At 71.1% G+C, this 26,276-nt stretch carries 20 protein-coding genes; all 20 read left to right on the plus strand.

What is annotated here, in order from left to right:
• Nucleotides 1–23: 23 nt before the first annotated feature.
• The 20 genes from AC4D16_RS11300 (at nt 24) to gatB (ending at nt 26,230) form a co-directional block, all read left to right on the plus strand.
• On the plus strand, nt 24–995 hold the full coding sequence (locus AC4D16_RS11300) for an AAA family ATPase (protein WP_490950143.1): 972 nt from the start codon (nt 24–26) through the stop codon (nt 993–995).
• 89 nt (nt 996–1,084) lie between these two features.
• Nucleotides 1,085–2,485 carry a DUF58 domain-containing protein gene (locus AC4D16_RS11305; RefSeq protein WP_490950142.1) on the plus strand — a complete coding sequence of 467 codons (1,401 nt, stop codon included), beginning with the start codon at nt 1,085–1,087 and terminating at the stop codon, nt 2,483–2,485.
• Nucleotides 2,482–4,911, plus strand: a complete 2,430-nt coding sequence (locus AC4D16_RS11310) for a transglutaminaseTgpA domain-containing protein (RefSeq protein ID WP_490955064.1) — start codon at nt 2,482–2,484, stop codon at nt 4,909–4,911. Before AC4D16_RS11305 ends, AC4D16_RS11310 begins: the two co-directional genes overlap by 4 nt.
• Nucleotides 4,908–6,458, plus strand: a complete 1,551-nt coding sequence (locus AC4D16_RS11315) for an RDD family protein (RefSeq protein ID WP_490955065.1) — start codon at nt 4,908–4,910, stop codon at nt 6,456–6,458. The genes AC4D16_RS11310 and AC4D16_RS11315 overlap by 4 nt, the downstream gene beginning before the upstream one ends.
• Before the next feature lie 14 nt (nt 6,459–6,472).
• Nucleotides 6,473–7,480: a PP2C family protein-serine/threonine phosphatase gene (locus tag AC4D16_RS11320; protein ID WP_490955195.1), complete on the plus strand. Its 1,008-nt coding sequence runs from the start codon at nt 6,473–6,475 to the stop codon at nt 7,478–7,480.
• Nucleotides 7,477–9,543, plus strand: a complete 2,067-nt coding sequence (locus AC4D16_RS11325; protein WP_490955066.1) for an FHA domain-containing protein — start codon at nt 7,477–7,479, stop codon at nt 9,541–9,543. The genes AC4D16_RS11320 and AC4D16_RS11325 overlap by 4 nt, the downstream gene beginning before the upstream one ends.
• Nucleotides 9,540–11,249 (plus strand): serine/threonine-protein kinase, encoded by a 1,710-nt coding sequence (locus tag AC4D16_RS11330; protein ID WP_490955067.1) that lies wholly within the window; start codon nt 9,540–9,542, stop codon nt 11,247–11,249. The genes AC4D16_RS11325 and AC4D16_RS11330 overlap by 4 nt, the downstream gene beginning before the upstream one ends.
• Nucleotides 11,250–11,258: 9 nt before the next feature.
• Nucleotides 11,259–11,987 (plus strand): hypothetical protein, encoded by a 729-nt coding sequence (locus AC4D16_RS11335; protein ID WP_490950666.1) that lies wholly within the window; start codon nt 11,259–11,261, stop codon nt 11,985–11,987.
• Nucleotides 11,988–11,996: 9 nt separating this feature from the next.
• On the plus strand, nt 11,997–16,433 hold the full coding sequence (locus tag AC4D16_RS11340) for a type VII secretion EssC family protein (RefSeq protein WP_490955068.1): 4,437 nt from the start codon (nt 11,997–11,999) through the stop codon (nt 16,431–16,433).
• Between the two features lie 176 nt (nt 16,434–16,609).
• Nucleotides 16,610–16,876: a WXG100 family type VII secretion target gene (locus AC4D16_RS11345; RefSeq protein ID WP_490950668.1), complete on the plus strand. Its 267-nt coding sequence runs from the start codon at nt 16,610–16,612 to the stop codon at nt 16,874–16,876.
• Between the two features lie 158 nt (nt 16,877–17,034).
• Nucleotides 17,035–19,362 (plus strand): NAD-dependent DNA ligase LigA, encoded by a 2,328-nt coding sequence (ligA, locus tag AC4D16_RS11350; RefSeq protein ID WP_490955069.1) that lies wholly within the window; start codon nt 17,035–17,037, stop codon nt 19,360–19,362.
• Nucleotides 19,359–20,216 (plus strand): inositol monophosphatase family protein, encoded by an 858-nt coding sequence (locus AC4D16_RS11355; RefSeq protein WP_490955070.1) that lies wholly within the window; start codon nt 19,359–19,361, stop codon nt 20,214–20,216. Before ligA ends, AC4D16_RS11355 begins: the two co-directional genes overlap by 4 nt.
• Nucleotides 20,213–20,680 carry a DUF2087 domain-containing protein gene (locus AC4D16_RS11360; protein WP_490955071.1) on the plus strand — a complete coding sequence of 156 codons (468 nt, stop codon included), beginning with the start codon at nt 20,213–20,215 and terminating at the stop codon, nt 20,678–20,680. The genes AC4D16_RS11355 and AC4D16_RS11360 overlap by 4 nt, the downstream gene beginning before the upstream one ends.
• 26 nt (nt 20,681–20,706) lie before the next feature.
• Entirely contained in the window at nt 20,707–21,192 is a 486-nt protein-coding gene (locus AC4D16_RS11365; protein WP_490955072.1) for an META domain-containing protein, read from the plus strand.
• Nucleotides 21,189–21,665, plus strand: coding sequence for a YunG family protein (locus AC4D16_RS11370; RefSeq protein WP_490955073.1), 477 nt, complete (start codon nt 21,189–21,191; stop codon nt 21,663–21,665). Before AC4D16_RS11365 ends, AC4D16_RS11370 begins: the two co-directional genes overlap by 4 nt.
• Nucleotides 21,666–21,764: 99 nt before the next feature.
• Nucleotides 21,765–22,229, plus strand: a complete 465-nt coding sequence (locus AC4D16_RS11375; protein WP_490955074.1) for a hypothetical protein — start codon at nt 21,765–21,767, stop codon at nt 22,227–22,229.
• A gap of 24 nt (nt 22,230–22,253) precedes the next feature.
• Nucleotides 22,254–22,784 carry a GNAT family N-acetyltransferase gene (locus tag AC4D16_RS11380; protein WP_490950820.1) on the plus strand — a complete coding sequence of 177 codons (531 nt, stop codon included), beginning with the start codon at nt 22,254–22,256 and terminating at the stop codon, nt 22,782–22,784.
• A 117-nt stretch (nt 22,785–22,901) separates the two neighbouring features.
• Nucleotides 22,902–23,198 carry an Asp-tRNA(Asn)/Glu-tRNA(Gln) amidotransferase subunit GatC gene (gatC, locus tag AC4D16_RS11385; RefSeq protein WP_490950675.1) on the plus strand — a complete coding sequence of 99 codons (297 nt, stop codon included), beginning with the start codon at nt 22,902–22,904 and terminating at the stop codon, nt 23,196–23,198.
• Between the two features lie 3 nt (nt 23,199–23,201).
• Nucleotides 23,202–24,719, plus strand: coding sequence for an Asp-tRNA(Asn)/Glu-tRNA(Gln) amidotransferase subunit GatA (gene gatA / locus AC4D16_RS11390; protein WP_490950676.1), 1,518 nt, complete (start codon nt 23,202–23,204; stop codon nt 24,717–24,719).
• A complete protein-coding gene (gene gatB, locus AC4D16_RS11395; RefSeq protein ID WP_490955075.1) occupies nt 24,716–26,230 on the plus strand; it encodes an Asp-tRNA(Asn)/Glu-tRNA(Gln) amidotransferase subunit GatB in 1,515 nt (504 codons plus the stop codon). Before gatA ends, gatB begins: the two co-directional genes overlap by 4 nt.
• Nucleotides 26,231–26,276: the final 46 nt, after the last annotated feature.

Below are 26,276 nucleotides of genomic sequence, written 5' to 3' on the forward strand. Positions count from 1 at the left end.
ACCGATCAGAGGAAGAACGAACAATGGCAATGACAGTTGAGCAGGCGACGTGGTTCGCGGGCACTTTCGACAAGCTCGTCGGCAACGTGGGCCAGGCGGTGCTCGGGAAAACGCAGGTGGTGCGCCTCGTGCTCACGGCCATGCTGGCCGAGGGGCACGTGCTGCTCGAGGACGCGCCCGGCACCGGCAAGACGATGCTGGCCCGCTCCCTGGCCGCGACGGTGCAGGGGACCCACTCCCGTATCCAGTTCACACCCGATCTCCTGCCGTCCGACGTCACGGGCGTCACCATCTACGACCAGAAGACCCAGGCGTTCGAGTACCACAAGGGCCCCATCTTCGCGAACATCGTCCTGGCCGACGAGATCAACCGCGCCTCCCCGAAGACGCAGTCGGCGCTCCTCGAGGTGATGGAGGAATCCCGGGTGACGGTGGACGGCGTCAGCTACACCAATGAGCGCCCGTTCATGGTCATCGCGACGCAGAACCCGATCGAGCAGGCCGGCACCTACCGGCTGCCGGAGGCCCAGCTGGACCGCTTCCTCATCAAGACGGAAATCGGCTACCCGGACCACGCCTCCACCGTGCAGCTGCTGGCCGGCGCCGCGACGCGCGACCGCTCACTGGCCCTGAATCCGATCATCACCACCTCCGCGATCGTGGACATGGCCAACCTCGCGGCGGAGACGCACGTCGACACCGCTGTGCTCGAGTACATCTCCCGCCTAACCGAGGAGACCCGCACCGCCCCCGAGACGCGCCTGGGCGTCAGTGTCCGCGGGGCGCTCGCCATGGTCCGCGCCGCCAAGGTGTGGGCCGCGGGCCAGGGCCGCCACTACGTCCTGCCCGACGACGTCAAGGAGCTCGCGCCCTTCGTCTGGACGCACCGTTTCGTCATGGACCCGGAGGCCGAGTTCGCCGGGGCCACGCCCGAGGCGGTCCTGCGGCGGGTCCTCGCCGACGTCTCGGCACCCCAGCAGCGCGCAACGGCCTGACCGGGGCGCGCACCACCAGCAGTAGCACCAGCAGCAGCACCAGCAGAACCAGCAGGACATCACCGGAGCCAGAGAACAGCAGGCAGACCATGGCACAGACAACGACCCCGAAGCGGTCCCGCAGGGCGGCGGACAGGGCGGCGGGCAGGACGGCGGGCAGGGCGTCCGGCGGAGCGGCGGGCAGGGCGTCCGACCGGGCCACCGTCCGGGCGGGCAGGGCCGCTGATCCGACGTCGCTGCGGCCCGGATCCCTCGTCGCCGAGTCCGGACGCCTCCTCGGCGCCACCCTGGCGCCGGCAGGTCGGCGCGCTCGGGCGCTCGGAGCACGGGCCGCAGCTCCGGTCGTGTCGCTCGTCAGCCCGCTCGGCCGTCTCCTGATCGCGAGCGTCGTGGTGCTGGCTGTCCTCGGTGTGGTCCTGGACTGGAGCGAGGCGCTGGTGGCGGCGACCATGGGCACGCTGCTGGTCCTGCTGGCCGTCGGGTTCGTCCTGGGACGGTCCTCGTACGGGGTGGACCTCGACCTGACCCGCACCCGCGTGGCGGTGGGGGACCGTGCGGTGGGCAGCGTCTCGGTGTCCAACACCTCGGACAAGCCGCTGCTCCCGGCGTCCCTCGAGCTTCCGGTCGGCGCCGCGACGGCGATCTTCCACCTGCCGCGGCTTGCGCCCGACCAGGTGCACGAGGACCTCTTCAGCATCCCGACGCAGCGGCGCGCGGTGATCGTCGTCGGGCCCGTGCGCTCCGTGCGCTCCGATCCGCTGAGCATCCTGCGGCGCGAAGTGCTGTGGACGGAGCCCACGGACCTGTTCGTGCACCCCCGCACCACCCCGCTGATCGGTTCCGCCGCCGGGTTCATCAAGGACCTGGAGGGTCTGCCCACCAAGGAGCTCTCCAGCGCCGACGTCTCCTTCCACGCCCTCCGCGACTACGTGCCGGGCGACGACCGCCGGCACATCCACTGGAAGACCACCGCCCGCACCGGCAAGCTGATGGTGCGGCAGTTCGAGGAGACACGCCGCTCGCACCTCGCCGTGGCGTTGTCCGCCAACACGAGCGAGTACGCCAGCGAGGCCGAGTTCGAACTCGCCGTCTCCGTGGCGGGCTCGATCGGCCTGCAGGCCATCCGCGAGCAGCGGAACCTGAGCGTCCTCACCCAGAACGGGCCCCTGCGCACCGAGACCGGCCGCAACCTGCTGGACGACATGACCCGGCTCGAGGGGCGCCCCATGCGTCCCACGGCGGTCGACCTCGCGCGCACCACCGCGGACGCGGTGCCGAACGCCTCCGTGGTCTTCTTCGTCGTCGGGCCGGAGGTGACGCCCTCCCAGCTGCGCTCGGCCGCCGCGTCGATCCCGCCGGGCATCCGGTGCCTCGCCATCCGCTGTGTCACCGACGGCCAGCAGAGCCGGGCGACCATCGGCGACCTCACGGTCCTCACACTCACCACCCTCGCCGACCTCGCACTCGTGCTCCGCAAGGCCGCGGCATGAGCCGCCGGTCCGGCCGGCCGGCCGTGGCGGCAATCCCGCGCACCCAGGCCGGGATCGACGCCGGCGTCCTCGTCCTGTTGCTCGGCCTCGGCGTCCTCGGGTTCGGCCCGACCTTCGGCGGCGACGTCCGCTACCTCGTGGCCGGCTTCGCGGGGATCCTGCTGGGGCTCGCCATGGCATGGTTCGGGCGCCTGCTGCGCTGGGGACTGTGGTCCATGACGGGTGTGTTCCTCGCGACCTACCTCGTGCTCGGCCACGCGCTCGCGGCACCGCAGGAGGCGTTCCTCGGGTTCCTGCCGACGCTGCGGTCGCTGCGCATCCTGATCGTGGGCGTGGTGTTCTCCTGGAAGGACATCCTGACCGTCGCGGATCCCGTGGGGACCGCGAGCGGCATGCTCGTGGTGCCCTTCCTCGCGGCGATGCTCTGCGCGGTGGTCGCCGGGACCCTCGCGTGGCGTCTGCGAACGCCCTACTGGTCCATGCTGCCCGTCCTCGTCCTGTTCGTCGTCGGCATCGCGTTCGGGACCGACCGGGCGTCCCTGCCCGAGGTCCGCGGCATCCTGCTGGTGATCGGCATGACGGCGTGGCTCGCCTACCGCCGCGACATCGCGCGGACGGACATGCGGACCCGCGTGGCCATCAACCCGGCCGTGACGGACCCGGCGACCGCGCGGTCCGGCAGGAACCGGAGGCTCGCGCTCGGGGCGGGTGTCCTCGCGGCCGCGACCGTCCTGACGCTCGTGGTGAGCCCCGTCGTCGCGTCCGTCACGGACCGGAAGGTGCTGCGCGACGTCGTCGAGCCCCCGGTGGACCTGTTCGCCTACCCGAGCCCGCTCACCAGCTTCCGCACCTACGTGAAGGACAACGCTGACACCGTGCTGTTCACCGTGGACGGGCTGCCGGAGGGCGAGCGCGTGCGCCTGGCCGCGATGGACGCCTACGACGGCGTGGTCTACAACGTGAACCCGCAGGCGGCCGGCAACTTCTCCCGCGTGGGCGATGCCCAGCAGCTGGGGGACGTGGACCCGGACGATCTCGACGGCGGCACGAGCGCGCAGCTCACCTTCGACATCAAGGAGTACTCGGGTGTCTGGCTGCCCGCGGGCGGCGAGCTGGAGGGCGTGCGGCTCGGCGGCCCCCGTGCCCAGGAGCTGGGCCGCTCCCTCTACTACAACGACGACGCCAGGACGGCGCTCTCCACGGTGGGCGTGCAGACGGGGGACACCTACGAGGTCAACGCCGTGTTCCCCGAGACCTTCTCCGAGGAGCAGCTGGCGCAGTACGGGTTCGCGGACCTCACACTCCCGCGCGTGCAGAACGACCCCCCGGTCATCGCCTCGAAGGCCAGCGAGTACATCGGGGCCGTGTCCGAGCCGATCGAGCGGGCCCGGCGCCTGGAGCAGGTACTCAGCGCGCAGGGGTTCTTCAGCAACGGCAAGGAGGACGAGGCGAAGTCCCTCCCCGGTCACGGTGCGGCCCGCATGCTGAGCCTCCTCGACGCCGAGCAGATGGTCGGCGACGACGAGCAGTACGCCGCCGCCATGGCGCTCATGGCCCGGAAGGTGAACATCCCCGCCCGCGTGGTGATGGGGTTCTACCCGGACTGGGAGGAGGTCGGGGACGCCGAGGGGCCCATCGAGATCAAGGGCGAGGACGTCCACGCGTGGGTCGAGGTGGCCTTCGACGGCGTGGGCTGGGTGGCCTTCAACCCCACCCCGCCCGAGGACAACGAGCCCGTGCCGCCCCAGCAGCAGCCGAAGTCCTCACCCAAGCCGCAGGTGCTGCAGCCACCACCCCCGCCGCAGGAACCGGCCGAACTGCCGCCGGACTCCGCGCCGGAGCCACAGGACGCCGAGGAGCGCGAGAAGGACCTCCTCGACGAGCTCGCACCGTACTTCGGGCTGATCGCCCTCGTGCTGATCCCCGTCGTCCTCCTCCTGCTGCCGCTGCTCGTGATCACGCTGCTGAAGCGCAAGCGCCGGAAGCGGCGGGAGTACGAGGGCATGCCCGCGGACCGCGTGGGCGGAGGCTGGAGCGAACTCGTCAGTCTCGCCACCGACCTCGGCGCCGAGACGAACCCGCGCGCCACGCGCCGGGAGAGCGCGCGCCACCTCGGTGCCGCCTTCCCCACCAGCAGCGAGACGACCACCCTGCTCGCCACGCGCGCCGACGCCGGGATCTTCGCAGCCGGCGACCCGAGCGAGGACGAGGTGCGCGACTACTGGCGTGACGTACGGACGTCGCTCCAGGGCATGGCCGGCTCGGTCGGCTTCTGGAAGCGCCAGCGCGCCCGGTTCTCGCCCCGCTCGCTGCTCCGCGACGCCGAGGCCCGGAAACGTGGCGGAACGAGCCGGGCGACCGGGCGCACCACGCGCGCGCCACGGCGTCGTCGGCGCGGAGCACCGGGCGACGGCGGGGCCTCGTGAGCACACGTACGCTCGCCTGCCCGCGCTGCGCCGCGGAGCTGGCACCGGGCACGCTCTACTGTGTTCTCTGTGGCACCCGGACCGGGTACCGGGCCACACTCGACCCGGCCCTCGCCGGAGGAAGCGACGGGACGTCGATGGCACAGCTGGAGGTCAGGGACGCCGCGGCGTTCAAGCGACTGCTCGCGAAGCTGGTGGACGTCCTGCCGGCGTCGGTCATCAGCGGTCTCGCCGCGGCCATCGGGGCCGCCACCATCGAGACGCAGCCCGTCTCAGCGGTCAGCCAGCAGATCACCCTCACGGGCTTCCTGGTCTCGATGGGCATCGGGTCCCTGCTCTCCCTCGCGTACTCGGTGTTCGTGTGGGGCTGGGAGGCGAAGACCGGCAAGACCCCGGGCAACCTGCTGATGGGTATCCGGACCACCGACGAAGCCGGTCACGCGCCGGGCTGGCTCGCCGTCTTCGTCCGCGGCCTCATCATCGCCGTCGGAGGGCTCGTCCCCGTGGTCGGGACGGTGCTCGTGCTCGTCTCGAACGTGTTCGACGCCGACGGCAAGAAGCAGGGATGGCACGACAAAGCTGCGCACACCCGCGTGTTCGACGTGCGCGCGGGGCGGAATCCGCTCGTCACGGGCGGCCTCGGCGGCCCTGCCTCCTTCGCGCCCCCCGAGCCGCCGCCGGGCCTCCAGCCGGTCGCCTCGCCGGTACCGGGTGCGCCCCGGAATGCCCCGGCCCCGAGGACCGCAACGGCTCCCTCCGTCCCCGCCGCCTTCACAGCCGGTGGTGTGCCCGCGGGATCCTCCGGTGGTCCGCGTCCGGACACCTCCGTCCGCGGCCCGTTCCCGTCCGACGGCGTCGAGGACGCCACGAGCCGACCCTCCCGCGAGCACGCGGCCTTCGGAGCGGCGAACGTCCCGGGCCATACGGGCGGTACGGGTAGCACGCCTCCCGATGCCGGTCTCCCGGGACCGGTCGCACCGCCGCCCCCGAGTAGGGAGCGCCGGGACGCCCCACCGGCTCCCGCGGTCATCTCGTTCGCGCCGTCGTCGGCCTCCGCGCAGGCACCCGCACCGGCACCGGCGCCCGCACCGGCACCCGCGGCGTCCACGCCCGTGCCCACGGCGAGCGTGCCGGCGGCGCATCCCGCTGCCGCGCAGGCGCACCCGGACGACGACGTCGAGCTGACGCGCGTGACGTCCGGGCGCGCCGCGGTGCCCTGCCGCATCCTGTTCGACAACGGACGCGAGGTGGAACTGCGCTCGCAGGCGCTGATCGGCCGGAACCCCGCAGGGCAGAATGGGGAGATGATCGACCAGCTCATCGACTTCTCCGACCAGGGGCGCTCCGTGTCCAAGACGCATCTGCACGTTCGCGTGGAGGCGCAGAGCCAGGGCCTCTGGGTCACCGACCGCAACTCCACCAACGGCAGTGCCATCACCTCGCCCGACGGGCAGAGGACGCCCGTCCGCGGGGGCGAGACGCTGCTCGCGCAGCCCGGCTCCACCGTGCACTTCGGCGACCGCAGTTTCCTGGTGGTCCGCCCGTGACGGAACGCGGCATCATGCCGGCACCGCCGCCGAAGGATCTGCGCCTGAGCTACGGCTTCGCCACGGACCGCGGCCTCCGGCGTGAGCTCAACGAGGACTCGCTGATCGCCTCCGAGCCCATCTTCGCGGTGGCGGACGGCATGGGCGGGCACGAGGCGGGGGAGATCGCCAGCGGCATCTGCGTCCGCACGCTCGGGGACAGCGCGATCATCGGCCGTCACCTGCCCGTCTTCTCCGCGAGCGACCTCGAGGAGCTCATCGAGGACGCCGACCTCGAGATCCGCCGGCAGACCGGTGGCCAGGCGGGGACCACGGTCAGCGGTGTGGTGCTCGTCCAGGAAGCCGGCATGCCGTACTGGCTGTTCTTCAACGTGGGCGATTCGCGCACGTACCGCCTCAGCCAGGGCCAGTTCGGGCAGATCTCGGTGGACCACTCGGAGGTCCAGGAACTCGTGGACACGGGGACCATCTCCGCGCTGGAGGCCCGTACGCATCCACGCCGCCACGTGGTGACCCGCGCCCTCGGCACGGGTGATGACACCGAGGCGGACTTCTGGCTCATGCCCGTCGAGGAGGGTGACCGCATTCTCGTGTGCTCGGACGGCCTGAGCGGCGAGGTGGATGACGACGGCATCTACGCCGTGATGAGCACGGTGAGGGACCCGCAGCAGGCCTGCGAGGAGTTTGTCGAGGCGACGCTCCGCTCCGGCGCGCGGGACAACGTCACGGTGATCGTCGTGGACGCCACCGGCGTGGGTGACGAGTCGGAGATGCAGACCACCGCCCCGCGCGGCGGCACCTTCGCGGCCGACGTCGGGCACGCCGTCACCAACGGCAGCCAGCCGGTGCAGGAAACGATCGCCCGTCCTGCGGGTGCCCATGCGTCGGTGACGGACGCCGATGTCCCGACACTCGCGGACTCGGATGCGGTCGGCTCGGCCTCCGACGCCCCGGGTGCCGGTCATGCTGACGGGCGCTCACTCGAGGGCACGCCCATCACGAGCGAGGAGGAGCCGCGGTGACGGATACTGCAGCACCGACGCGCACGTACACGCCAGGCGTCTGGACCCTGATGGTGAGGGGCGATCTCGTGGCGGCGCTCCCGGAAGGCACGCCGACGGAGGTGGTGGAGGAGGTGTGGCGTGCATTGGGGGACGACGGCGGCGTCGCGACGCTGCTGCCGCTCGTGACCGGGGGCTTCGGAGCCGGGCTGGCAGCCATGCCGTCGTTCGCGCTCGTCTCGACCACCCACGGACTGCAAGCCATTCTGCGTGGGCCCGTGACCCTCACCACCAGGCACCTGGGCGGCTCCGGCGCGGCGACCTCCACCGTCTCCGGGGCACGCGTCACCACCTGGACGGAACACGTGATGGAGCCGGGTGACGTCTCGGGGTTCACGCTCGCCGTCGGAGCTGCGAAAGCCGCCGGAGCTGTACGAGCCGACGGGTCTGCGATGCCGGCGTACCCGCTGGTCGCCGGCGTGGTCCTGGCCGGCTCGCTGACCGTGTCGCTGCAGGCCGACGACGCGGCAGCCTCGTCGGACCCCGCGCCGGCGTCGGGTGCCCGATCGGCCATTGCGCGCGACACCGCGGCAGCCACCGCGAGAACCCGGTCCGCGGTGGCCTCCGCGTCACTCGGATCTGCGACACCCTCCGCGCCTGCCACGGTCGCTCCCGACAGCGACCTCGACGGCGACGACTCCGCGACCATCAATCCCGGTGTGTTCCTCACGAGCGTGCCGTCCGACATCGCCGACCCCGGCGTGGTCTCCGACGCCGAGCCGCTCACCCCCCTCACCGGCACGGGTCCCGACACGGACCCGGGCAGCGCGTCGACGCGCGGGTCGGCAGGCCGCGCGACGAGCACTGCAACCGCACCCGGCACGGTGCCGGCGTCCGATCCCACCAGCAGGACCGCCGAGCCCTCCGGCACCTCCGCCAAGGTCGACCGCCCGGCGGCTCCCGCGGACTCGAGCACATCGCCCGTGTCCTCCGCCCATGCCATCGAGGAGCAGGGCACCTCCGGGCTCGGCTACGACCACCTGTGGGACCAGACCGTGGCACGCCGCGTCGAGGACGCCGCAGTACGCGAGTCCGAGGGTGACGCCGACGGACACGGCGCGTCCTCGTCAGCGGCGGGCACAGCATCCGAGGCGTCGGACGCCGACGACCAGCCCACGCTCGGCCGACGTGCCGCTGCGGGGAGCCCGGACGGCGCCGACGCCGCGGACGATGCCCCGAGCGGCGGCCGCCCCGTGGCAGAGGAGCCCGCCGTCGGCGCTGCACCGGCCACGATCCTCATCGACTCGGTGCCCTGGGCCACGCCGCGGCCCGCTCCCGCAGCGCCATCGGACGTCCCTGCCACCGGTCCCTCCGGAGCGGGGCGAGGTGCCGGTCCGAGCAGCACGGGCGGCACGGAATCCGCCGAGCGGGGAACCGGAGGCGCCGACGAGGGCGACCACGACGGCCACACCGTGATGCGCAGCGAACTCGGCCGGGGCGGCGCCGCTGCGCCCGAAACGGCGCCGGGTGCGCCGAGCAGAACCGGGACCGGAGGCGCCGCACCCGCGGCAGCCGACGCCGCGCCCGCCACGGTGCGGGGAGCCTCGGATCGACCCGCCGGGACCGGTCCGCTGGTCCTTGCGCGGTTGTGCGTCGCCGGGCACGCGAACGCGCCCACCATCTCCGTCTGCACGGTCTGCGGCGGCGCGGTCAGCGCCGAGACGCAGCAGGTCCGCCGGCCGAGCCTCGGCCTCATGCGCATCTCCACGGGCGAGGTCATCCAGCTCGACCGCTCCCTGATCGTGGGCCGCCAGCCGTCGGTCTCGCGCGTCCAGGGCAAGGAGATGCCGAAGCTCGTGCAGGTCCAGTCCGAGACGGGGGACATCTCGCGGTCGCACGTCGAGGTGCGGCTGGACGGCTGGCACGTGCTCCTGTGCGATCTCAAGGCGACCAACGGGACCGTCCTCATCCGCGAGGGGCAGCCGCCGCGTCGCCTGGGCCAGGGGGAGACTGCGTTCCTGCTCGACGGCGACATCGCGCAGCTCGGCGACGACGTGTCCCTGCGCTTCGAGGACCTCCCGTGACCACGAAGCGGGCCGCAGCCCCGCCGCCGTCCATCCCGGGGTACCGCTACGTCAGCCTGCTCGGTTCGGGCGGCTTCGCGGACGTCTACCTGTACGAGCAGGACAGGCCGCGCAGGCAGGTCGCCGTGAAGGTGCTCATCTCGGACCTCAAGACCGAGGGTGCGCGCCGGGCCTTCGAGTCCGAGGCGAACCTGATGGCGCAGCTGTCCTCGCACCCGTACATCGTGACGATCTACGAGGCCGACACCACGGCCGAGGGCCACTCCTACCTCGCGATGGAGTACTGCTCGCGTCCCAGCCTGGACATCCGGTACCGGCGCGCACGCCTCTCGGTCGCGGAGACCCTGACCATCGGCATCCAGGTGGCGTCCGCCGTCGAGTCGGCCCACCGCGCGGGAATCGCGCACCGCGACATCAAACCCGCCAACATCCTCGTCACGGACTACAACAGGCCCGCCCTGACCGACTTCGGCATCTCCGGCACCATGGAGTCCACGCAGGGCGACGAGGACCAGGGCATGTCCATCCCGTGGTCGCCGCCCGAGGCGTTCCACGGCGGAGGGATCGACGGCGTCAAGGTGGACGTCTGGGCGCTCGGCGCCACCGTCTACACGCTGCTCGCCGGGCGCTCGCCGTTCGTGTTCCCCGGCATGGACAACTCGCAGGCGGCCCTCATGGACCGTATCGGCTCCATGGCGCTGCAGCGGACCGGCCGTGAGGACGTCCCGGATTCGCTGGAGCTCGCCATGGCGACGGCCATGTCCAAGCAGCCCGGCTCGCGGTTCGAGTCCGCGTACTCCTTCGCCCTCACCCTGCAGCGCATCCAGACGGAGCTCGGCTACTCCGTGACGCCCTTCGAGGTGCTCGACGACGCGCCCCAGCACGTCCAGGGGGAGGACGACGGCGCCGAGGAGACGCGCGTGCGCCGCGTCGTCTCGATCGATCCGGAGTCCACGACCTTCGGGCCCACCTTCCCCCACCCGTCGTCCTTCCGCACCACCTCCCCGCATGCGGGTCCGCCCCCGGCGGAGCCGCAGCAGACGGCGCACCCGTCGCCCGCGCCGACCCCGGAGGTCACCTCATCGAGATCCGGCGGCGTGCCTGCGCCCCCGCCCGCACCCGTGACGCAGGAGAGCCAGGACGGAGGGTGGTCCGAGCGCACCGTCCTGCGCGGAGCGGCGGCGCCCGAGGACTCGCTGCGTCTCGACACCACCATGCACCGGCCCGCCGGGATCACCTCGGGTACCAGCGCGGGCGCGACGGCGGCGGACACCACCCAGCCCGGCCGACGTCGTCTGCCGCTCCTGATCGGGGTCGGCGCCCTGATCGCGCTCGCCGTCGCAGGCGGCGTCACCGCCGTGGCGCTCGGTGGGGGCGAGGACGAAGCGGCCCCGCCGCCGGGGCTCACGCAGCCGCCGTCGGACCCGACGGCGGGACTCGAGGGCAACGTCCCCGCGCCCGAGGGGATCACCGGAGTGCCCGACGGCAGCGTCGTCACGTTCTCCTGGACCAATCCTGACCCGCGCGAGGGCGATCTCTACCGCTTTCGTACGGCGACGGTGCAGCAGACGGGGGAGTGGGTGCGCACCGTGCGGCTCACCGCCGATGTGCAGGCGAACCCCTCCGGGGAGACGTGCATCGAGGTCCAGCTCGTCCGCAGCAACGGGTCCGCGTCGGAGCCCCTCACCAGCTGCTACTCGGGGTAGAAAGGCGTCATGGGGGAACTAGCACTGGATTTCTGCGGGGAATGGCACGAGCCCGCCGAGGACCGCGTCTTCGACATCGGCCGCGAGGGCGATCTCGAGATCGACGACAACCCGTACCTGCACCGGAAGTTCCTGCAGATCGAGCGCCAGAACGGCATCTGGTGGCTCAGCAACGTGGGGTCCATCATCTCCGCCACCGTGGCCGACGTCAGCGGAGGCATGCAGGCCTGGGTGTCGCCCGGCGCCAGGATCCCCCTGGTGTTCGGGCAGACGCGTGTGGTGTTCACGGCCGGCCCCACCACCTACGAGTTCGACGTCCACCTGAAGACGCCCGCCTTCCGGCATGACAGCCGCGGTGGTGATGCGACGGGCGAGACGACCATCGGCCCCGTCCGCTTCACGGATGCCCAGAAGGCGCTGATCGTCGCGCTGGCCGAGCCCATGCTCCGCCGCGAGGGAACCGGCTTCAGCTCCATCCCGTCCTCCGCGGAGGCCGCCCGACGCCTCGGGTGGGCGCTCACGCGGTTCAACCGGAAACTCGACAACGTGTGCGACAAGCTGGACCGCGTGGGCGTCGCCGGTCTGCGGGCCGGTGGCGGCAAGCTGGCCACCAATCGCCGCGCGCGCCTCGTGGAGCACGCGATCACCTCCCATCTCGTCACGCCCGAGGACCTCCATCTCCTCGACCACCCGGCCGACGCCGTGCACGATCCGAAGGACACCACCGATGACGACTGACGCCCACGCATGAAACTCCGCCTCACCCTCAGGCGCGAGCCGGAGCCCGCGAAGGACCTCGCCGTCACCGTGGACGGCCTCGCGACCGTCAGTGACGTGGCCCGCGAGCTCTACGCCTCCGATCCCGGCCGCTCCGGAGCTGCCCAGCCGGACGGTCTCTCACTCACGGTCGACGAGTCCTATGTGGCGGGCGGTATGCGCGGGCGCACGCTGGACCCCGATCGCAGCCTCTTCGAGTCCGGCCTGAGGCCGGGTTCCACGGTGACCATCACGCAGGTCAGTGACCAGTTCTCCCTGCCCGGCCAGGACCGCGGACCGTCGGTCGCGACGCTCCGCGTGCTCGCGGGGCCCGACGCCGGCAAGGAGTTCTCGCTGCCGGTCGGCGCCAGCTACCTCGGCCGGGACCGCAACGCCGACATCCGTTTTGCTGATCCGATGATGTCCAAGCGCCACGCGAGGATCAACATCTCGGACACCATCGAGATCATCGACACCAATTCCGCCAACGGGTTGATGATGGCGGGCACGCGTATCAGCAGGGCCGCCCTGACCTCGGCCGACGAGGTGACGCTCGGTGACACCACCATCAGCGTGGTGTCCCTCGGCCGCGCGGGCGCCGGTGAGTCCACCAACCCCCTCGTGGAGTTCAACCGGTCCCCGCGTGTGGTCCCCGCCTTCGACGTGAAACCGCGGACACCGCCCGCCGGCCCCAAGCGCCCCCAGCCGCAGCGCTTCCCGTACATCATGATGGCCGCGCCCCTGCTCATGGGCATGGTGATGTTCGCGGTCACCCGGAGCCCGTTCAGCGCGCTGTTCGCGCTCATGATGCCCCTGATCCTCGTGGCCAACTACTTCGACCAGCGCTCGACGGCGAAGCGGGCCTTCCGTGAGGCCGTCGAGCAGTACACGGCCGCCATGGAGTTCTTCCGGCGGGACCTCGACCGGCTGCAGCGCGTCGAACGCGCCGTCCGGCATGCCGAGGCGCCGTCCGTCGCCGACACCGTGGACTCGATCTACAAGCTCGGGCCGCTGCTGTGGACGCACCGCCCCGAGCACGCGGCGTTCCTGACGCTGCGCTTCGGCACCGGCACGGCGCCGTCGCGCGTGGAGATCCGCGAGGCCTCGAGCAATGACACGCTCGCTGAGTACGCGGAGGAGATCGCCACCGCGGTGGAGCAGTACACCACCATCGACGACGTCCCGATCGTCGCGAACCTCCGGCTCTCCGGTGCGCTGGGCCTCGCCGGTCCCCGCGGCGTCGTGGACGACGTCGCCCGCGGTCTGGTGATCCAGGCCATCGGCCTGCACTCGCCGGCCGAGTTCGTCGTCACGGCGCTGACGTCCGTGGCCTCGAAGGAGCGCTGGAGCTGGCTGCAGTGGCTCCCGCACGTGGGCTCGGTGCACAGTCCGCTCGCCGGCGACCACCTCGGTGCCGGCCCCGCCGCGGGCGCCGCGCTCCTGTCCCAGCTCGAAGACCTCATCGCCGCCCGGTCCCGCCGCCGTTCCGGCCCGAGCCTGCGCGGCATGATCGACCTCAAGGACCTCGAGACGCCCGCCCCCGTGGTCCCGAGCGTGCTCGTGGTCGTCGAGGACGACGCCTCCGTGGACCGTGCGCGCCTCACGCGCGTCGCCGAACTCGGGGCCGACGTCGGCGTCCACCTGCTGTGGATCGCCACGTCCGTCCCCGCCCTGCCCGCGGCGTGCCGCGACTTCCTCGCGGTCGACGGCGACACCGCGAACGTCTCGGGGCAGGTGCGTCACGGGCGGCTGACCACGCCGGTGAGCTGCGAGAGCGTCGACGAGGCGCTCGCGGGCCAGCTCGCCCGCATGCTCACCCCGGTGGTGGACGTCGGCACGCCGGTCGACGACGATTCCGACCTGCCGCGCGCCGTGTCCTACGTGACGCTCGCGGGTCATGACCTGATGGAGGCCACCGCCGCCGTCGCGGACCGCTGGCGCGAGAACAACTCCGTGGCGGCCTCCGCGGTGCCCAACCGCAAGCACCAGGGTTCGCTCCGTGCGCTCGTTGGGTCAAAGGGCGTGGAGCCCATGTACCTGGACCTCAAGACCGAGGGGCCGCACGCCCTGGTGGGCGGCACCACGGGTGCCGGCAAGTCGGAGTTCCTGCAGTCCTGGGTCCTGGGGATGGCCGCGGCCTACAGCCCCGACCGCCTCACGTTCCTCTTCGTGGACTACAAGGGCGGCGCGGCCTTCGCCGAGTGCGTGCAGCTACCCCACACGGTGGGGCTCGTCACGGATCTCTCCCCGCACCTCGTCCGGAGGGCGCTGACCTCCCTGCGCGCCGAACTGCACTTCCGCGAGCACCTGTTCAACCGCAAGAAGGCCAAGGACCTCCTCGCCATGGAGCGCGAGGCGGATCCCGAGACACCGCCGTCGCTCATCATCGTGGTCGACGAGTTCGCGGCGCTGGCCCGCGAAGTGCCGGAGTTCGTGGACGGCGTCGTCGACGTCGCGGCACGTGGCCGCTCCCTCGGCCTGCACCTGATCCTCGCCACGCAGCGACCCGCCGGTGTCATCAAGGACAACCTCCGCGCCAACACGAACATGCGGATCGCACTGCGCATGGCGGACACCGACGATTCCGAGGACATCCTCGGTGACCCGATGGCCGCCTACTTCAGCCCGACGATCCCGGGCCGCGGCGCCGCGAAGACCGGGCCGGGGCGTCTCCAGGGTTTCCAGACCGGGTACGCCGGCGGCTGGACCACGCGTACACCGGCGCGGCCCCGGATCGACATCGTGGAGATGGACTTCGGCTCCGGCCCCGCCTGGGAGCGCGAGGGCGTGGCGGAGGTGGAGGAGATCGGCGGACCGAACGACATCTCGCGCATCGTGGCGAACGTGTCCCAGGCCGCGATCGAGCTCGGCATCACCCCGCCCCGCAAACCGTGGCTCGCGGAACTGGCCACCGCCTACGACTTCTCGAAGCTCCCGAACCCCCGCACCGACGAGAAGATGCTGCTCGGCGTCGCGGACGACCCCGCGAACCAGGCGCAGCCCACGGTGTTCTACTCACCGGACACCGACGGCAACATGGCGTTCCTCGGCGCGGGCGGCTCGGGTAAGTCCGCTGCGCTCCGCACCCTCGCCATCGGGGCCGCGGTGACCGTGCGCGGGGGGCCCGTGCAGGTGTACGGGATCGACTGCGCGTCCAACGGGCTGCAGATGCTCGACCAGCTCCCGCACGTGGGTGCGATCCTCGACGGCGAGGACTCCGAGCGCATCGGCCGCCTGCTGCGGTACCTCCGCGGCATCATCGACGAGCGCGCGGATCGCTTCTCCGAGGTCCGCGCGGGCACCATCACCGAGTACCGGGAACTCGCGGGCCGTCCCGACGAGCCGCGGATCCTCCTCATGGTGGACGGGCTCTCGACCTTCCGCGAGAGCTACGAGTTCAAGGGCTCGGTGCGCCACTTCGAACTCTTCCAGCAGATCGCCACGGACGGCAGGCCCATGGGCGTGCACGTCGTGGTCACCGGCGAACGCACCAACGCCCTGCCGCCGTCGCTCGCCGCCTCGATCCAGCGGCGCGTGATCCTCCGGCTCGCGGGGAAGGACGACTACGCGATGCTCGGCGTGCCGAAGGACGTCCTCTCGAACACCTCGCCGCCGGGACGCGGACTGAGCGACGGTCAGGAGATCCAGCTCGCCATCTTCGGTGGCAACGCGAACCTCGCCCTGCAGGCTCGCGAGGTGGAGAAACTCCGCGACGCGATGGTGCGCCAGGGCGTACCGCAGGCACCCGGCGTGCTCAGCCTGCCCGAGAGCCTGGACCTGCAGGTCCTCCCGGCCGGTGCGGAGGGCGCCCCCGTGATTGGTGTGGACGACTACAACCTCGAGCCCGCCGCGCTCACGGCGCACGGGGTCTTCATGATCAGCGGCCCGCCCGGAGCAGGCCGCACCACGGCGCTCGTCACGCTCGCCGCGGCGCTCCAGCGGTCCTCGCCGAGGACGCGGCGGGTCTACTTCGGCGCCAGGAAATCCTCGATCGCCTCCCTGCCGGTGTGGGACGAGGCGTATGGCACCCCGGCGGCCGTGCAGCCGGAACTCGCGCGTCTCCTCGCCCTGACCACCGAGGCGGACGACGCCGTGGCGTTCTTCATCGAGGGCGTCACCGAGTTCACGGACTCCCCGGCGGAGATGGAGCTCTCCGCCCTGGTGAAGGCTGCCGTCAAGGCGAACCAGTGGGTGGTGGGGGAGGCCGAGACGTCCACGTGGTCGAGTGCGTGGAACCTCGCCGGACCCTTCAAATCGGGCCGCCGGGGGTTGTTGCTCAACCCCGGCGAGATCGACGGCGACACCCTCCTGAGCACGTCCCTCGGGCGGACCACGGGGAACCGCTTCCTGCCGGGCCGCGGGTATGTCATCGGACGGGGCAAGGCGTATAAGGTTCAGATTGCCACGACGATGGGCGGGGCGTCCTAGGTCTCGGATGCTCCGGACACACCCCTGGCAGTTGCTACGCCGTCATGGGTAGAGCTCCCCATCGACACGTCCAGGGGGCTCGCATAAGTTCGACGTAGTAGCTCGGCCGGACGGACCGGCAGGGCGAACGGTACCGGAGGAACCGGGGCCGGCACAACACGACAAGGTGGGGACACATGAGCCAGATCACGCACGGTAACAACCCTCAGGAGATGCAGGAACTTGCAACGCTCCTGACGCAGAAGTCCGAGGAGATCAACCAGATGGTCGGTCAGCTCACCACGAAGCTCGCATCGACGGGTTGGGAAGGCCCCGATGCCGGCCGCTTCCGCAGCGACTGGGAGGGCCACCGCGCCAAGCTCACCGCCATTGCCTCCGAGCTCGGCACTGTGAGCCAGACTGTCCAGAAGAACAAGCAGGATCAGGAGACCGCTTCGGCGTAGTCACTCCTGGAGGACAACGGCCCGCAGCCCCGGCTGCGGGCCGTTGTCCTTTAACGAGGAGTACTAAATGTCGGGCGGCGCGGACCGCCGTCGTCCCGGGGTTGCACCGCCGCCGGCCCGCGGTGGTCCGTGTCAGGGGTGTAGTGCAAGATGGGAAAGTGACCACAGGAATCGAAGACGCCGGCACGACGACGGGCCCCGACGCGGCAGTGCGGGAGGAGCACGCGGCCCTCGCCGAACAGATCCGCGCGCATCGCGTCGCGTACTACCGCCAGGACGCTCCCACGGTCTCGGACGCCGAGTTCGACGCCCTGTTCCGGCGGCTGGAGGAGCTCGAGGCGCTTCACCCCGAGCTCGCCTCCAACGACTCGCCCACGCAGGAGGTGGGCGGTGACGTGTCCGCGGCCTTCGCGCCCGTGGACCACCTCGCGCGCATGTACAGCCTCGAGGACGTCTTCTCGCTCGAGGAGCTGAAGGTGTGGCTGGACCGCGCCACCGCGGGCGTCGAGCAGCGGTCGCCCGGCTCCACCATCGCCTGGCTCACCGAGCTGAAGATCGACGGCCTCGCCGTGAACCTCCTCTACCGCAACGGGGAGCTCGTCCGCGCCGCGACCCGGGGTGACGGCGTGACGGGTGAGGACATCACCCACAACGTCCTCACCATCGCGACCATCCCGAAGAATCTCGCGGGCTCCGACCATCCCGAGGAGGTGGAGATCCGCGGCGAGGTCTTCTTCCCCACCAAGGAGTTCGGCCAGCTGAACGAGCGCATGGTCGCGGCCGGCAAGGCGCCGTTCGCCAACCCCCGCAACGCGGCAGCCGGTTCGCTGCGGCAGAAGGACCCGGCGATCACCGCCGAGCGTCCCCTCGACATGTACGTGCACGGCATCGGCGCGCGCACCGGCCTGTCCGCCGAGACGCAGTCCGAGACCTACGACCTGCTCACGTCCTGGGGGCTCCCGACGTCGCCCTACTACAAGGTGCTGTCCACGCAGGAGGAGGTGGTCGAGTTCATCGGGCACTACGGGGATCACCGGCACGACCTCCTGCACGAGATTGACGGCATCGTCGTCAAGGTGGACAGTTTCGCCCTGCAGCGCGCCCTCGGCCACACCTCCCGCGTGCCGCGCTGGTCCGTGGCCTACAAGTACCCGCCCGAGGAAGTGAACACGAAGCTCCTGGACATCATCGTCAGCGTGGGCCGTACCGGTCGCGTGACGCCCTTCGGCCAGATGGTGCCCGTGAAGGTCGCCGGGTCCACCGTCGGGCTCGCCACGCTGCACAACCAGGAGGTCGTCAAGGCCAAGGGCGTCATGATCGGCGACATCGTGGTGCTCCGGAAGGCGGGCGACGTCATCCCCGAGATCGTCGGGCCCGTCATGGCGCTGCGTGACCAGCAGGACCCGCCGGTCCGTGAGTTCGTCATGCCGACCGAGTGCCCGTCCTGCGGCACCACCCTGCAGCCGGCGAAGGAGGGCGATGTGGACATCCGCTGCCCGAACGCCCGGTCCTGCCCCTCGCAGCTGCGGGAGCGCGTCTTCCACCTCGCCGGTCGCGGCGCCTTCGACATCGAGGCTCTCGGCTACGAGGCCGCGATAGCACTGACGCACCCCGCCGAGCCGGAGGCGCCGCCGATCACCACCGAGGCGGACGTCTTCGACCTGACGCCCGAGATGCTCGCCGACGTGCGGATCGAGCGCGACAAGAAGGTCAAGGGCGTGGTGACGGGCCGCGAGCTCGTGCCTTACTTCTACTCGAAGGGCACGGCGAAGAAGCCGTCGGAACCGAGCGCCACCACGCGCAAGCTGTTCACCGAGCTCGAGAAGGCGAAGCAGCAACCGCTCTGGCGCGTGCTCGTGGCACTGTCCATCAGGCATGTGGGCCCCACGGCATCCCGTGCGCTCGCGACGGCGTTCGGCTCCATGGACCGGATCCGGAACGCGTCGGAGGAGGAGCTGGCGAACGTGGACGGCGTGGGCCCCACGATCGCCGCGGCCCTGAAGGAATGGTTCGCCGAGGACTGGCACCGCGAGATCGTGGACCGCTGGGCGGCAGCAGGCGTGCGCATGGAGGACGAGATCGACGAGAGCACGCCCCGCACGCTCGAGGGCCTGACCGTCGTCGTCACCGGATCGCTCGAGAAGTACAACCGCGACGAGGCGAAGGAAGCCATCATCACGCGCGGTGGCAAGGCGGCGGGCTCGGTCTCGAAGAACACCAGCTACCTGGTCGCGGGGGAGAACGCCGGGACGAAGCTCGAGAAGGCCGAGACGCTCGGGGTGCCGGTGCTCGACGAGGAGGGCTTCATCGCGCTGCTGACGCACGGTCCTGCGGCCTTCGCCGAGGCGTCGGACACTCCCTCCGATACTCCGTCCGATTCGGACCTGAACGTTCAGCCCGAGACGGAGAACGAGGAGCTGAAAGCCGCCGAGGAGCTCGAGGAGAGCGTCGAGGCGCTCCGGTCGGCAGCGGAGGACGGCGTGTGAGCGCAGACCTGCCATCCGTCCCGCCGACCCCCGGCGCACTCCTGCACCTCGCGCGCCAGGCCGCAGAGGCGGGAGCCCAGGTTTTGACGCGGCGCGACGCCGCTGCGCTCGGGGCGACGAGCAAGAGCTCGGACAGCGACTGGGTCACGGACTTCGACGTCGCGGCGGAGCGCGCGGTGCGTGCCGTCATCCACCACTCCCGACCCCACGACATCATCACGGGTGAGGAACTGGGCACCACGGTGCCGGAGGGGCGGCACGGCAGCGGCCGTACCCGCTGGTCGATCGACCCGCTGGACGGCACCACGAACTTCATCAGGAACATCGTGTACTACGCCACGTCCGTGGCCGTGGCCGACGAGGACGGCACTTGGCTCGCCGGCGTGGTGCACGCCCCGGCGCTGTCCCGGATCTACTGGGCGTCCCGCGGCCAGGGCGCGTGGCTGAGCGATCACGGACGCGTCAGGCGGCTGACCGGTCCCGGACCCGGGGCGGGCACCGGACGCATCATCGGCACGGGCTTCTCCTACGACCCCGCGACCCGGGCGGACCAGCTCGGGGAACTGGGTCGGTTGCTCGAGGGGTTCGGCGACGTGCGGCGGCTCGGTTCCGCCGCGCTGGATCTCTGCATGGTGGCCGACGGCACGCTCGACGCCTATGCGGAACGCGGCCTCAACGAGCACGATCTCGCAGCGGGTGCCCTGATCGCCGAGGAGGCCGGCGCCGTCGTCCTGCGCCCCGCACTCACGCCCATGCTCCATGGCGGCCCGAGCGACGCCGAGCGGTTGGCCGCGCTCACCGTCGCGGGGTCGTCCGCCTTCGCAGCGTCGGTCACCGCCGGGCGCGTGCGATGACCGCGCCGTCCTGGCAGAAGGTGTTCTCGACCCTCGCCAGCGAGCGGTCGAGGGACCTGTACGCGCAGGCCGTCGTCGGGCAGCCGCTCGTCGCTACGCCGAAGGAACGGCAGCGTCTCGTGGACGCCGGCCTGCTGAGTGCTGACGGCTCGGTGAACAGCGGCCTGTTCACCGAGGTCCTCGCGCAGTCCGCAGCACCGACGCCGAAGGGAGTCGACAGATTCTTCCGCGAGGGTCGCGTCGACGGTCTGCCGAGGGCGGGCCAGGACCGCCGGGACCTCCTGGAGCATCTTGCCGTCAGGCTGCTGCCGGAGGACGAGGATCTCGGTGAACTCGAGATCAATCGGCTGCTGGCCACCGTCACCCGGGACGTGCCGACGCTGCGCCGAGCCCTCGTGGACCACGGCTTCGTGCGGCGCAACCCGGACGGCACGGGGTACCGCCGGGTCGACGGGGGAGCGTGAGTCTGCCCCGCGCGGGGAGGCCCCGCGTGAGTCTGGCCCGCGGCCCTCGGGCTCGTGGTCCTCGGCCCCGATCGAGCTCAGCTGCGCTTCGCGGGGCGCTGGTCGGCGTCGCGCTGCTGATCCTGATCACGGGTTGCGTCCCCGCGGCGGAGCGTGCGTTCGACAGCGCCGTGTTCGCCTCGCGGGTGGGTCAGGACAGCACCGGCCCTCTCCCGTGGATCGAGGCCAATCCGGTGTACTGGCAATTGGAGTACGTCGACGGCCAGTACAGCGCCGTCGTGGGGCCTCCCTGCGCGCCCGTCACGGCACCGGTGACCCTCAGCGAGGACACCATCGAGGTCGACATGGATCGCGCGGCGATCGCCGACGTGGAGTGCGACGGGCCCCGCGCGGCGATGGACGCCTGGGTGCGGGACTTCATCGCCGAGCCCCTGGCGTACACGCTGGAGGGTGAGGTCCTCGTCCTGACCAACGGTGGGGGCAGCCTCACCTTCGAGCGGATCGACCGGTGACCGGCGGCGTCGTGCTCTCCGTCCCGATCTCCACCGCAGCGATCGAAACCGCGCCACCCACACCCGCGGCGGTCGGATGCGCGCCGATCACGCTCGCGGCGCTGGAACGCGCCGTCCGTGCGTCATGGGGCCCCGACACCACCTGTCTCGCGAGGGACAGCCTCCCCTGCTGGACCGCGGACGTCCCGGCGCGGGGCCAGTGCGGACCGACGGCGCTCGTGCTGCAGGACCTCCTCGGCGGGGACCTGCTGATCGCGGACGTCACGCATCCTGACCAAGCAGCCCAGGTGCACTACTGGAACCGGATGCCCGCCGGCCTCGAGATCGACCTGACCCGGGAACAGTTCGGGCCCGAGCACGTGATCGGGGAACCCCGCGTCGTCGTGCGGCCGCCCGGAGGGCCTCGTGCCTACGCCGGCGAGTACGAGCTGCTGCGCACGCGGGTGCTGGCTGCGCTGGGCCGGGCGATGTGACGAGCCCGCATCGATGAGCCCGAGGCCAGTGGGCGGTCCCCAGACCCTCGTGAGCCCGCAGGGTCTCGACCGCAGGCGGATTCCATGCTCCGATGAGCCATGACAGGACGCCGCCTCTCCACCCTGCTCGTGTCGCTCGCGATCGGCGGAACCCTCGCCCCGACCCTCACCGGATGTCTGTCCGCCGCCGAGCGTCGCCTGGATGACGTCGAATTCCGATCGGTGTCCGGCACGGACGGCTCGGGTGAGCTCGGCTGGATCGACCAGCAACCCGTGCGGTGGAGCGCCACCACCCTCAACGGTGAGTACACGGCGGTCATCCTCCCGCCCTGCGCTGCCATCAATGCGCCCGTCGTCATCACCGACGACGACATCGTGGTCGACATGTCGAGGGCTGCCGTCGCGGCCGTCGCCTGCGAGGAACCGACCGCGAGCCGCGATGCCTGGGTGCACTCGTTCTTCTCCGCACCCGTCAGCTACACCGTGGACGGCGGCACCCTGATCATGACCAGCGACACCGGCACCCTCACCTTCGAACGGATCCCCGAGCGGGCCCGCGGGTGAGCATCGTGACAGGATGGTCGGGTGATTCCAGCCCCCTCCGGTGAAGACCCCCTCCGTTCCGGCATCGTCATCCGCCCTGTCCGGCCGGAGGACTACGACGACGTCCGCCGCATCACGCGCGGCGCCTACCTCGAGGCCGGCTACTTCACGGACGAGACGCACCCGTACATGGCGGTCCTCGCCGATGTGGAGCACCGTGCCGAGCACGCGGAGATCTGGGTGGCCGAGCGCGACGGCGCCGTCATCGGCTCCGTCGCGCTGACGTTCGCGGGCCAGCGGTACACGGACATCGCGGTGGAGGGTGAACTCGAGTTCCGCATGCTCGCCGTCGACCCCGCGGTCCAGCGCGGTGGCGTGGGGCGCGTCATGGTCGAGCGCATCATCGAGCACGCGCGGACCCTGGCCGGCATCGAGGCCGTGAGCCTCACGAGTGGTTCCGAGATGGTCCGGGCGCACGGCCTGTACGCGTCCATGGGCTTCGTCCGGGTGCCGGAGCGGGACTGGGTGGTCCCGAACGAGGACATCATCCTCTGGGTGTTCCGCCTGGCCCTCTGAATCCTGGCCCTTGCGGATCCTGCTGCACCGCCGTCACCCACCCCCGCAGTGCGGGCCATCGCGCGCGCCCGCACTAGGATGGACGCAGAAACCCACGCCTCCAACCAGGGGAGATCCATGGCCGAGATCAACCGGGACGACGTCGCGCACCTCGCGCGCCTCGCCCACATCGACATGACCGACGAGGAGCTCGACCGCATGGCCGGGGAACTCGCCGTGATCGTCGAGTCCATCAAGTCCGTGAGCGAGGTGGCGGGCGACGACGTCCCCGCGACCAGCCACCCGATCCCGCTGAGCAACGTGTTCCGCGAGGACGTGGTGGGGGAGACCCTCACCAACGAGGAAGCGCTGCTCGGCGCACCCGACAACGCCGACGGACGCTTCAAGGTGCCCGCGATCCTGGACGGGGAGTAACCCATGGCCGATCTGATTCACCTCTCCGCCGACGCCCTCTCGCGGAAGCTCGCGTCGAAGGAGGTCTCCGCCGTCGAGGCCACGCAGGCCTACCTGGACCGCATCGACGCCGTGGACGGCGCCATCAACGCCTTCCTGCACGTCAACACGGACGAAGCGCTGCTCGTCGCCGCCGAGGTCGACAGGGCCCGGGCCGACGGCGACACCCTCCACCCGCTGGCGGGTGTACCGATCGCCGTCAAGGACCTCATCGTGACGAAGGGCCAGCCGACCACGGCCGGCTCGAAGATCCTCGAGGGCTGGCAGAGCCCCTACGACGCGACCGTGGTGCGGAAGCTCCGCGCGGCGAAGATGCCGATCCTCGGGAAGACGAACCTCGACGAGTTCGCCATGGGCTCCTCGACCGAGCACTCCGCGTTCGGACCCACCCGGAACCCCTGGGATCTGGATCGTATCCCCGGCGGATCCGGCGGCGGGTCCGCTGCCGCCGTCGCCGCGTTCGAGGCACCCCTGGCCCTCGGCACCGACACCGGCGGCTCCATCCGCCAGCCCGGCGCCGTGACCGGGACCGTCGGCGTGAAGCCGACCTACGGCGGCGTGTCCCGCTACGGGGCCATCGCGATGGCGTCCTCGCTCGACCAGATCGGTCCGGTGTCCCGCACCGTCCTCGACAGCGCCCTGCTGCACGAGGTCATCGGCGGCCACGATCCCCACGACTCCACGTCGCTCACCGACCCCGTCGGCGCACTCGTCGAGGCCGCCCGCATGGGCCAGGTCGAAGGCATGCGGATCGGCGTGATCAAGGAACTGCAGGGCGAGGGTTACCAGGCCGGCGTCCTCACGCGGTTCTCGGAGTCGCTCGAGCTGCTGCGCTCCGCGGGTGCCGAGATCGTCGAGGTCTCGTGCCCCAACTTCCGGTACGCGCTCGGCGCCTACTACCTGATCATGCCGTCGGAGGCCTCCAGCAACCTGGCCAAGTACGACGGCGTCCGCTTCGGTCTGCGCGTGGTGCCCGATGGCGCCCCGACCATTGAGCGCGTCATGGGAGCCACTCGCGCGGCCGGCTTCGGCGACGAGGTCAAGCGCCGCATCATCCTCGGCACCTACGCGCTGAGCGCCGGCTACTACGACGCCTACTACGGCTCGGCGCAGAAGGTCCGCACGCTCATCCAGCGTGACTTCGCCGCCGCGTTCGAGCAGGCCGACGTGCTCATCTCGCCGACCGCCCCGACCACGGCCTTCAAGCTGGGGGAGAAGCTCGACGATCCGCTGGCGATGTACCTGAACGACGTCGCCACCATCCCCGCGAACATGGCGGGTGTCCCCGGGCTCTCCCTGCCGGGCGGGCTCGCGGACGAGGACGGGCTGCCGGTCGGCATCCAGCTCCTCGCCCCCGCGCGCCAGGACGCACGCCTCTACCGCGTGGGCGCGGTCCTCGAGGCGCTGCTCGAAGAGACATGGGGCGGCCCGCTGCTGGCCAAGGCCCCGCAGATCACTGCTATCCCAGGTGGTACGTCATGACTGCTGTAACCGATGAGGTCCTCTCCTTCGAGGAGGCCATGCAGAAGTACGATCCCGTGCTCGGGTTCGAGGTCCACGTGGAGCTGAACACGAGGACCAAGATGTTCTCCTCCGCGCCGAACGCCTTCGGCGACGTGCCGAACACCAACGTGACGCCGGTGGATCTCGGGCTGCCCGGAGTGCTGCCCGTGGTCAACGGTGTGGCCGTGGAGTCCGCGATCAAGATCGGCCTCGCGCTGAACTGCAGCATCGCCGAGAAGTGCTACTTCGCGCGGAAGAACTACTTCTACCCGGACACCCCGAAGAACTTCCAGACGTCCCAGTTCGAGGACCCGATCGCCTACGACGGCTTCATCGACATCGAGCTGGCCGACGGCACGGTGTTCCGCGTCGAGATCGAGCGCGCCCACATGGAGGAGGACGCCGGCAAGCTAACCCACATGGGTGGCTCGACGGGCCGTATCCAGGGTGCCGAGTTCTCGCTCGTCGACTACAACCGCGCCGGGGTGCCGCTCATCGAGATCGTCACCAAGCCGATCGAGGGCGCCGGGTCGCGTGCCCCCGAACTCGCGAAGGCCTACGTCGCCGCGATCCGCGAGATCGTCAAGAACCTCGGTGTCTCCGATGCCCGCATGGAGCGCGGCAACGTGCGCTGCGACGCGAACGTCTCCCTGCGTCCGTACGGCCAGGAGACGTTCGGGACGCGTACCGAGACCAAGAACGTGAACTCGCTCCGCTCCGTCGAGCACGCCGTCCGCTACGAGATCCAGCGGCACGCGGCCGTCCTCGACACCGGCACGCCCATCATCCAGGAGACCCGGCACTGGCACGAGGACACGCGGTCCACGACGTCGGGACGCCCCAAGTCCGACGCCGACGACTACCGCTACTTCCCCGAGCCCGACCTCGTTCCCGTGGTCACGAACGACGCCTGGATCGAAAAGCTCCGCGCCGAACTGCCCGAGCCGCCCGCCGAGCGCCGCAAGCGGCTCCAGGCCGACTGGGGCTACTCGGACGCCGAGTTCCGCGACGTCGTCAACGCAGGGGTCATGTCCTCCGTCGAGGACACGATCGCCGCCGGCGTGAGCGCAGCCGTCGCCCGTAAGTGGTGGATGGGCGAGATCTCCCGCCGGGCCAAGCTGGCCGACGTCGAGCCCGCCGAACTCGGCGTCACGCCCGAGCTGATCGTCGAGCTCAACGTGCTCATCGAGTCCGGCAAGATCAACGACAAGCTCTCCCGCGACGTGCTCGACGGCGTCCTCGCCGGCGAGGGCACACCCGCCGAGGTGGTCGAGAAGCGCGGCCTCGCGGTCGTGTCCGACGACGGCCCGCTCCTCGAGGCGATCGACGGGGCGCTCGCTGCGCAGCCGGACGTCGCCGAGAAGATCCGCGGCGGCAAGGTGCAGGCCGTCGGTGCGATCGTGGGAGGCGTCATGAAGGCGACCCGCGGACAGGCCGACGCCGGCCGGGTGCGCGAACTCATCCTGCAGCGCCTCGGCGTCGAGGGCTGATCAGGCCGGGTGCTCAAGGGACCCCCCCTGATCGGATCGCCGCCTG

This window comes from Arthrobacter sp. TJ-236, assembly GCF_058269235.1.

Excerpts from the sequence above, each read along its gene's own strand:
- AC4D16_RS11340 (WP_490955068.1), top strand. The coding sequence starts at position 11,997 with ATGAAACTCCGCCTCACCCTCAGGCGCGAGCCGGAGCCCGCGAAGGAC.
- AC4D16_RS11345 (WP_490950668.1), top strand. The coding sequence starts at position 16,610 with ATGAGCCAGATCACGCACGGTAACAACCCTCAGGAGATGCAGGAACTT.
- gatA (WP_490950676.1), top strand. The coding sequence starts at position 23,202 with ATGGCCGATCTGATTCACCTCTCCGCCGACGCCCTCTCGCGGAAGCTC.
- AC4D16_RS11310 (WP_490955064.1), top strand. The coding sequence starts at position 2,482 with ATGAGCCGCCGGTCCGGCCGGCCGGCCGTGGCGGCAATCCCGCGCACC.
- AC4D16_RS11320 (WP_490955195.1), top strand. The coding sequence starts at position 6,473 with ATGCCGGCACCGCCGCCGAAGGATCTGCGCCTGAGCTACGGCTTCGCC.
- AC4D16_RS11305 (WP_490950142.1), top strand. The coding sequence starts at position 1,085 with ATGGCACAGACAACGACCCCGAAGCGGTCCCGCAGGGCGGCGGACAGG.
- AC4D16_RS11375 (WP_490955074.1), top strand. The coding sequence starts at position 21,765 with ATGACAGGACGCCGCCTCTCCACCCTGCTCGTGTCGCTCGCGATCGGC.
- gatB (WP_490955075.1), top strand. The coding sequence starts at position 24,716 with ATGACTGCTGTAACCGATGAGGTCCTCTCCTTCGAGGAGGCCATGCAG.
- gatC (WP_490950675.1), top strand. The coding sequence starts at position 22,902 with ATGGCCGAGATCAACCGGGACGACGTCGCGCACCTCGCGCGCCTCGCC.
- AC4D16_RS11360 (WP_490955071.1), top strand. The coding sequence starts at position 20,213 with ATGACCGCGCCGTCCTGGCAGAAGGTGTTCTCGACCCTCGCCAGCGAG.
- AC4D16_RS11300 (WP_490950143.1), top strand. The coding sequence starts at position 24 with ATGGCAATGACAGTTGAGCAGGCGACGTGGTTCGCGGGCACTTTCGAC.
- AC4D16_RS11335 (WP_490950666.1), top strand. The coding sequence starts at position 11,259 with ATGGGGGAACTAGCACTGGATTTCTGCGGGGAATGGCACGAGCCCGCC.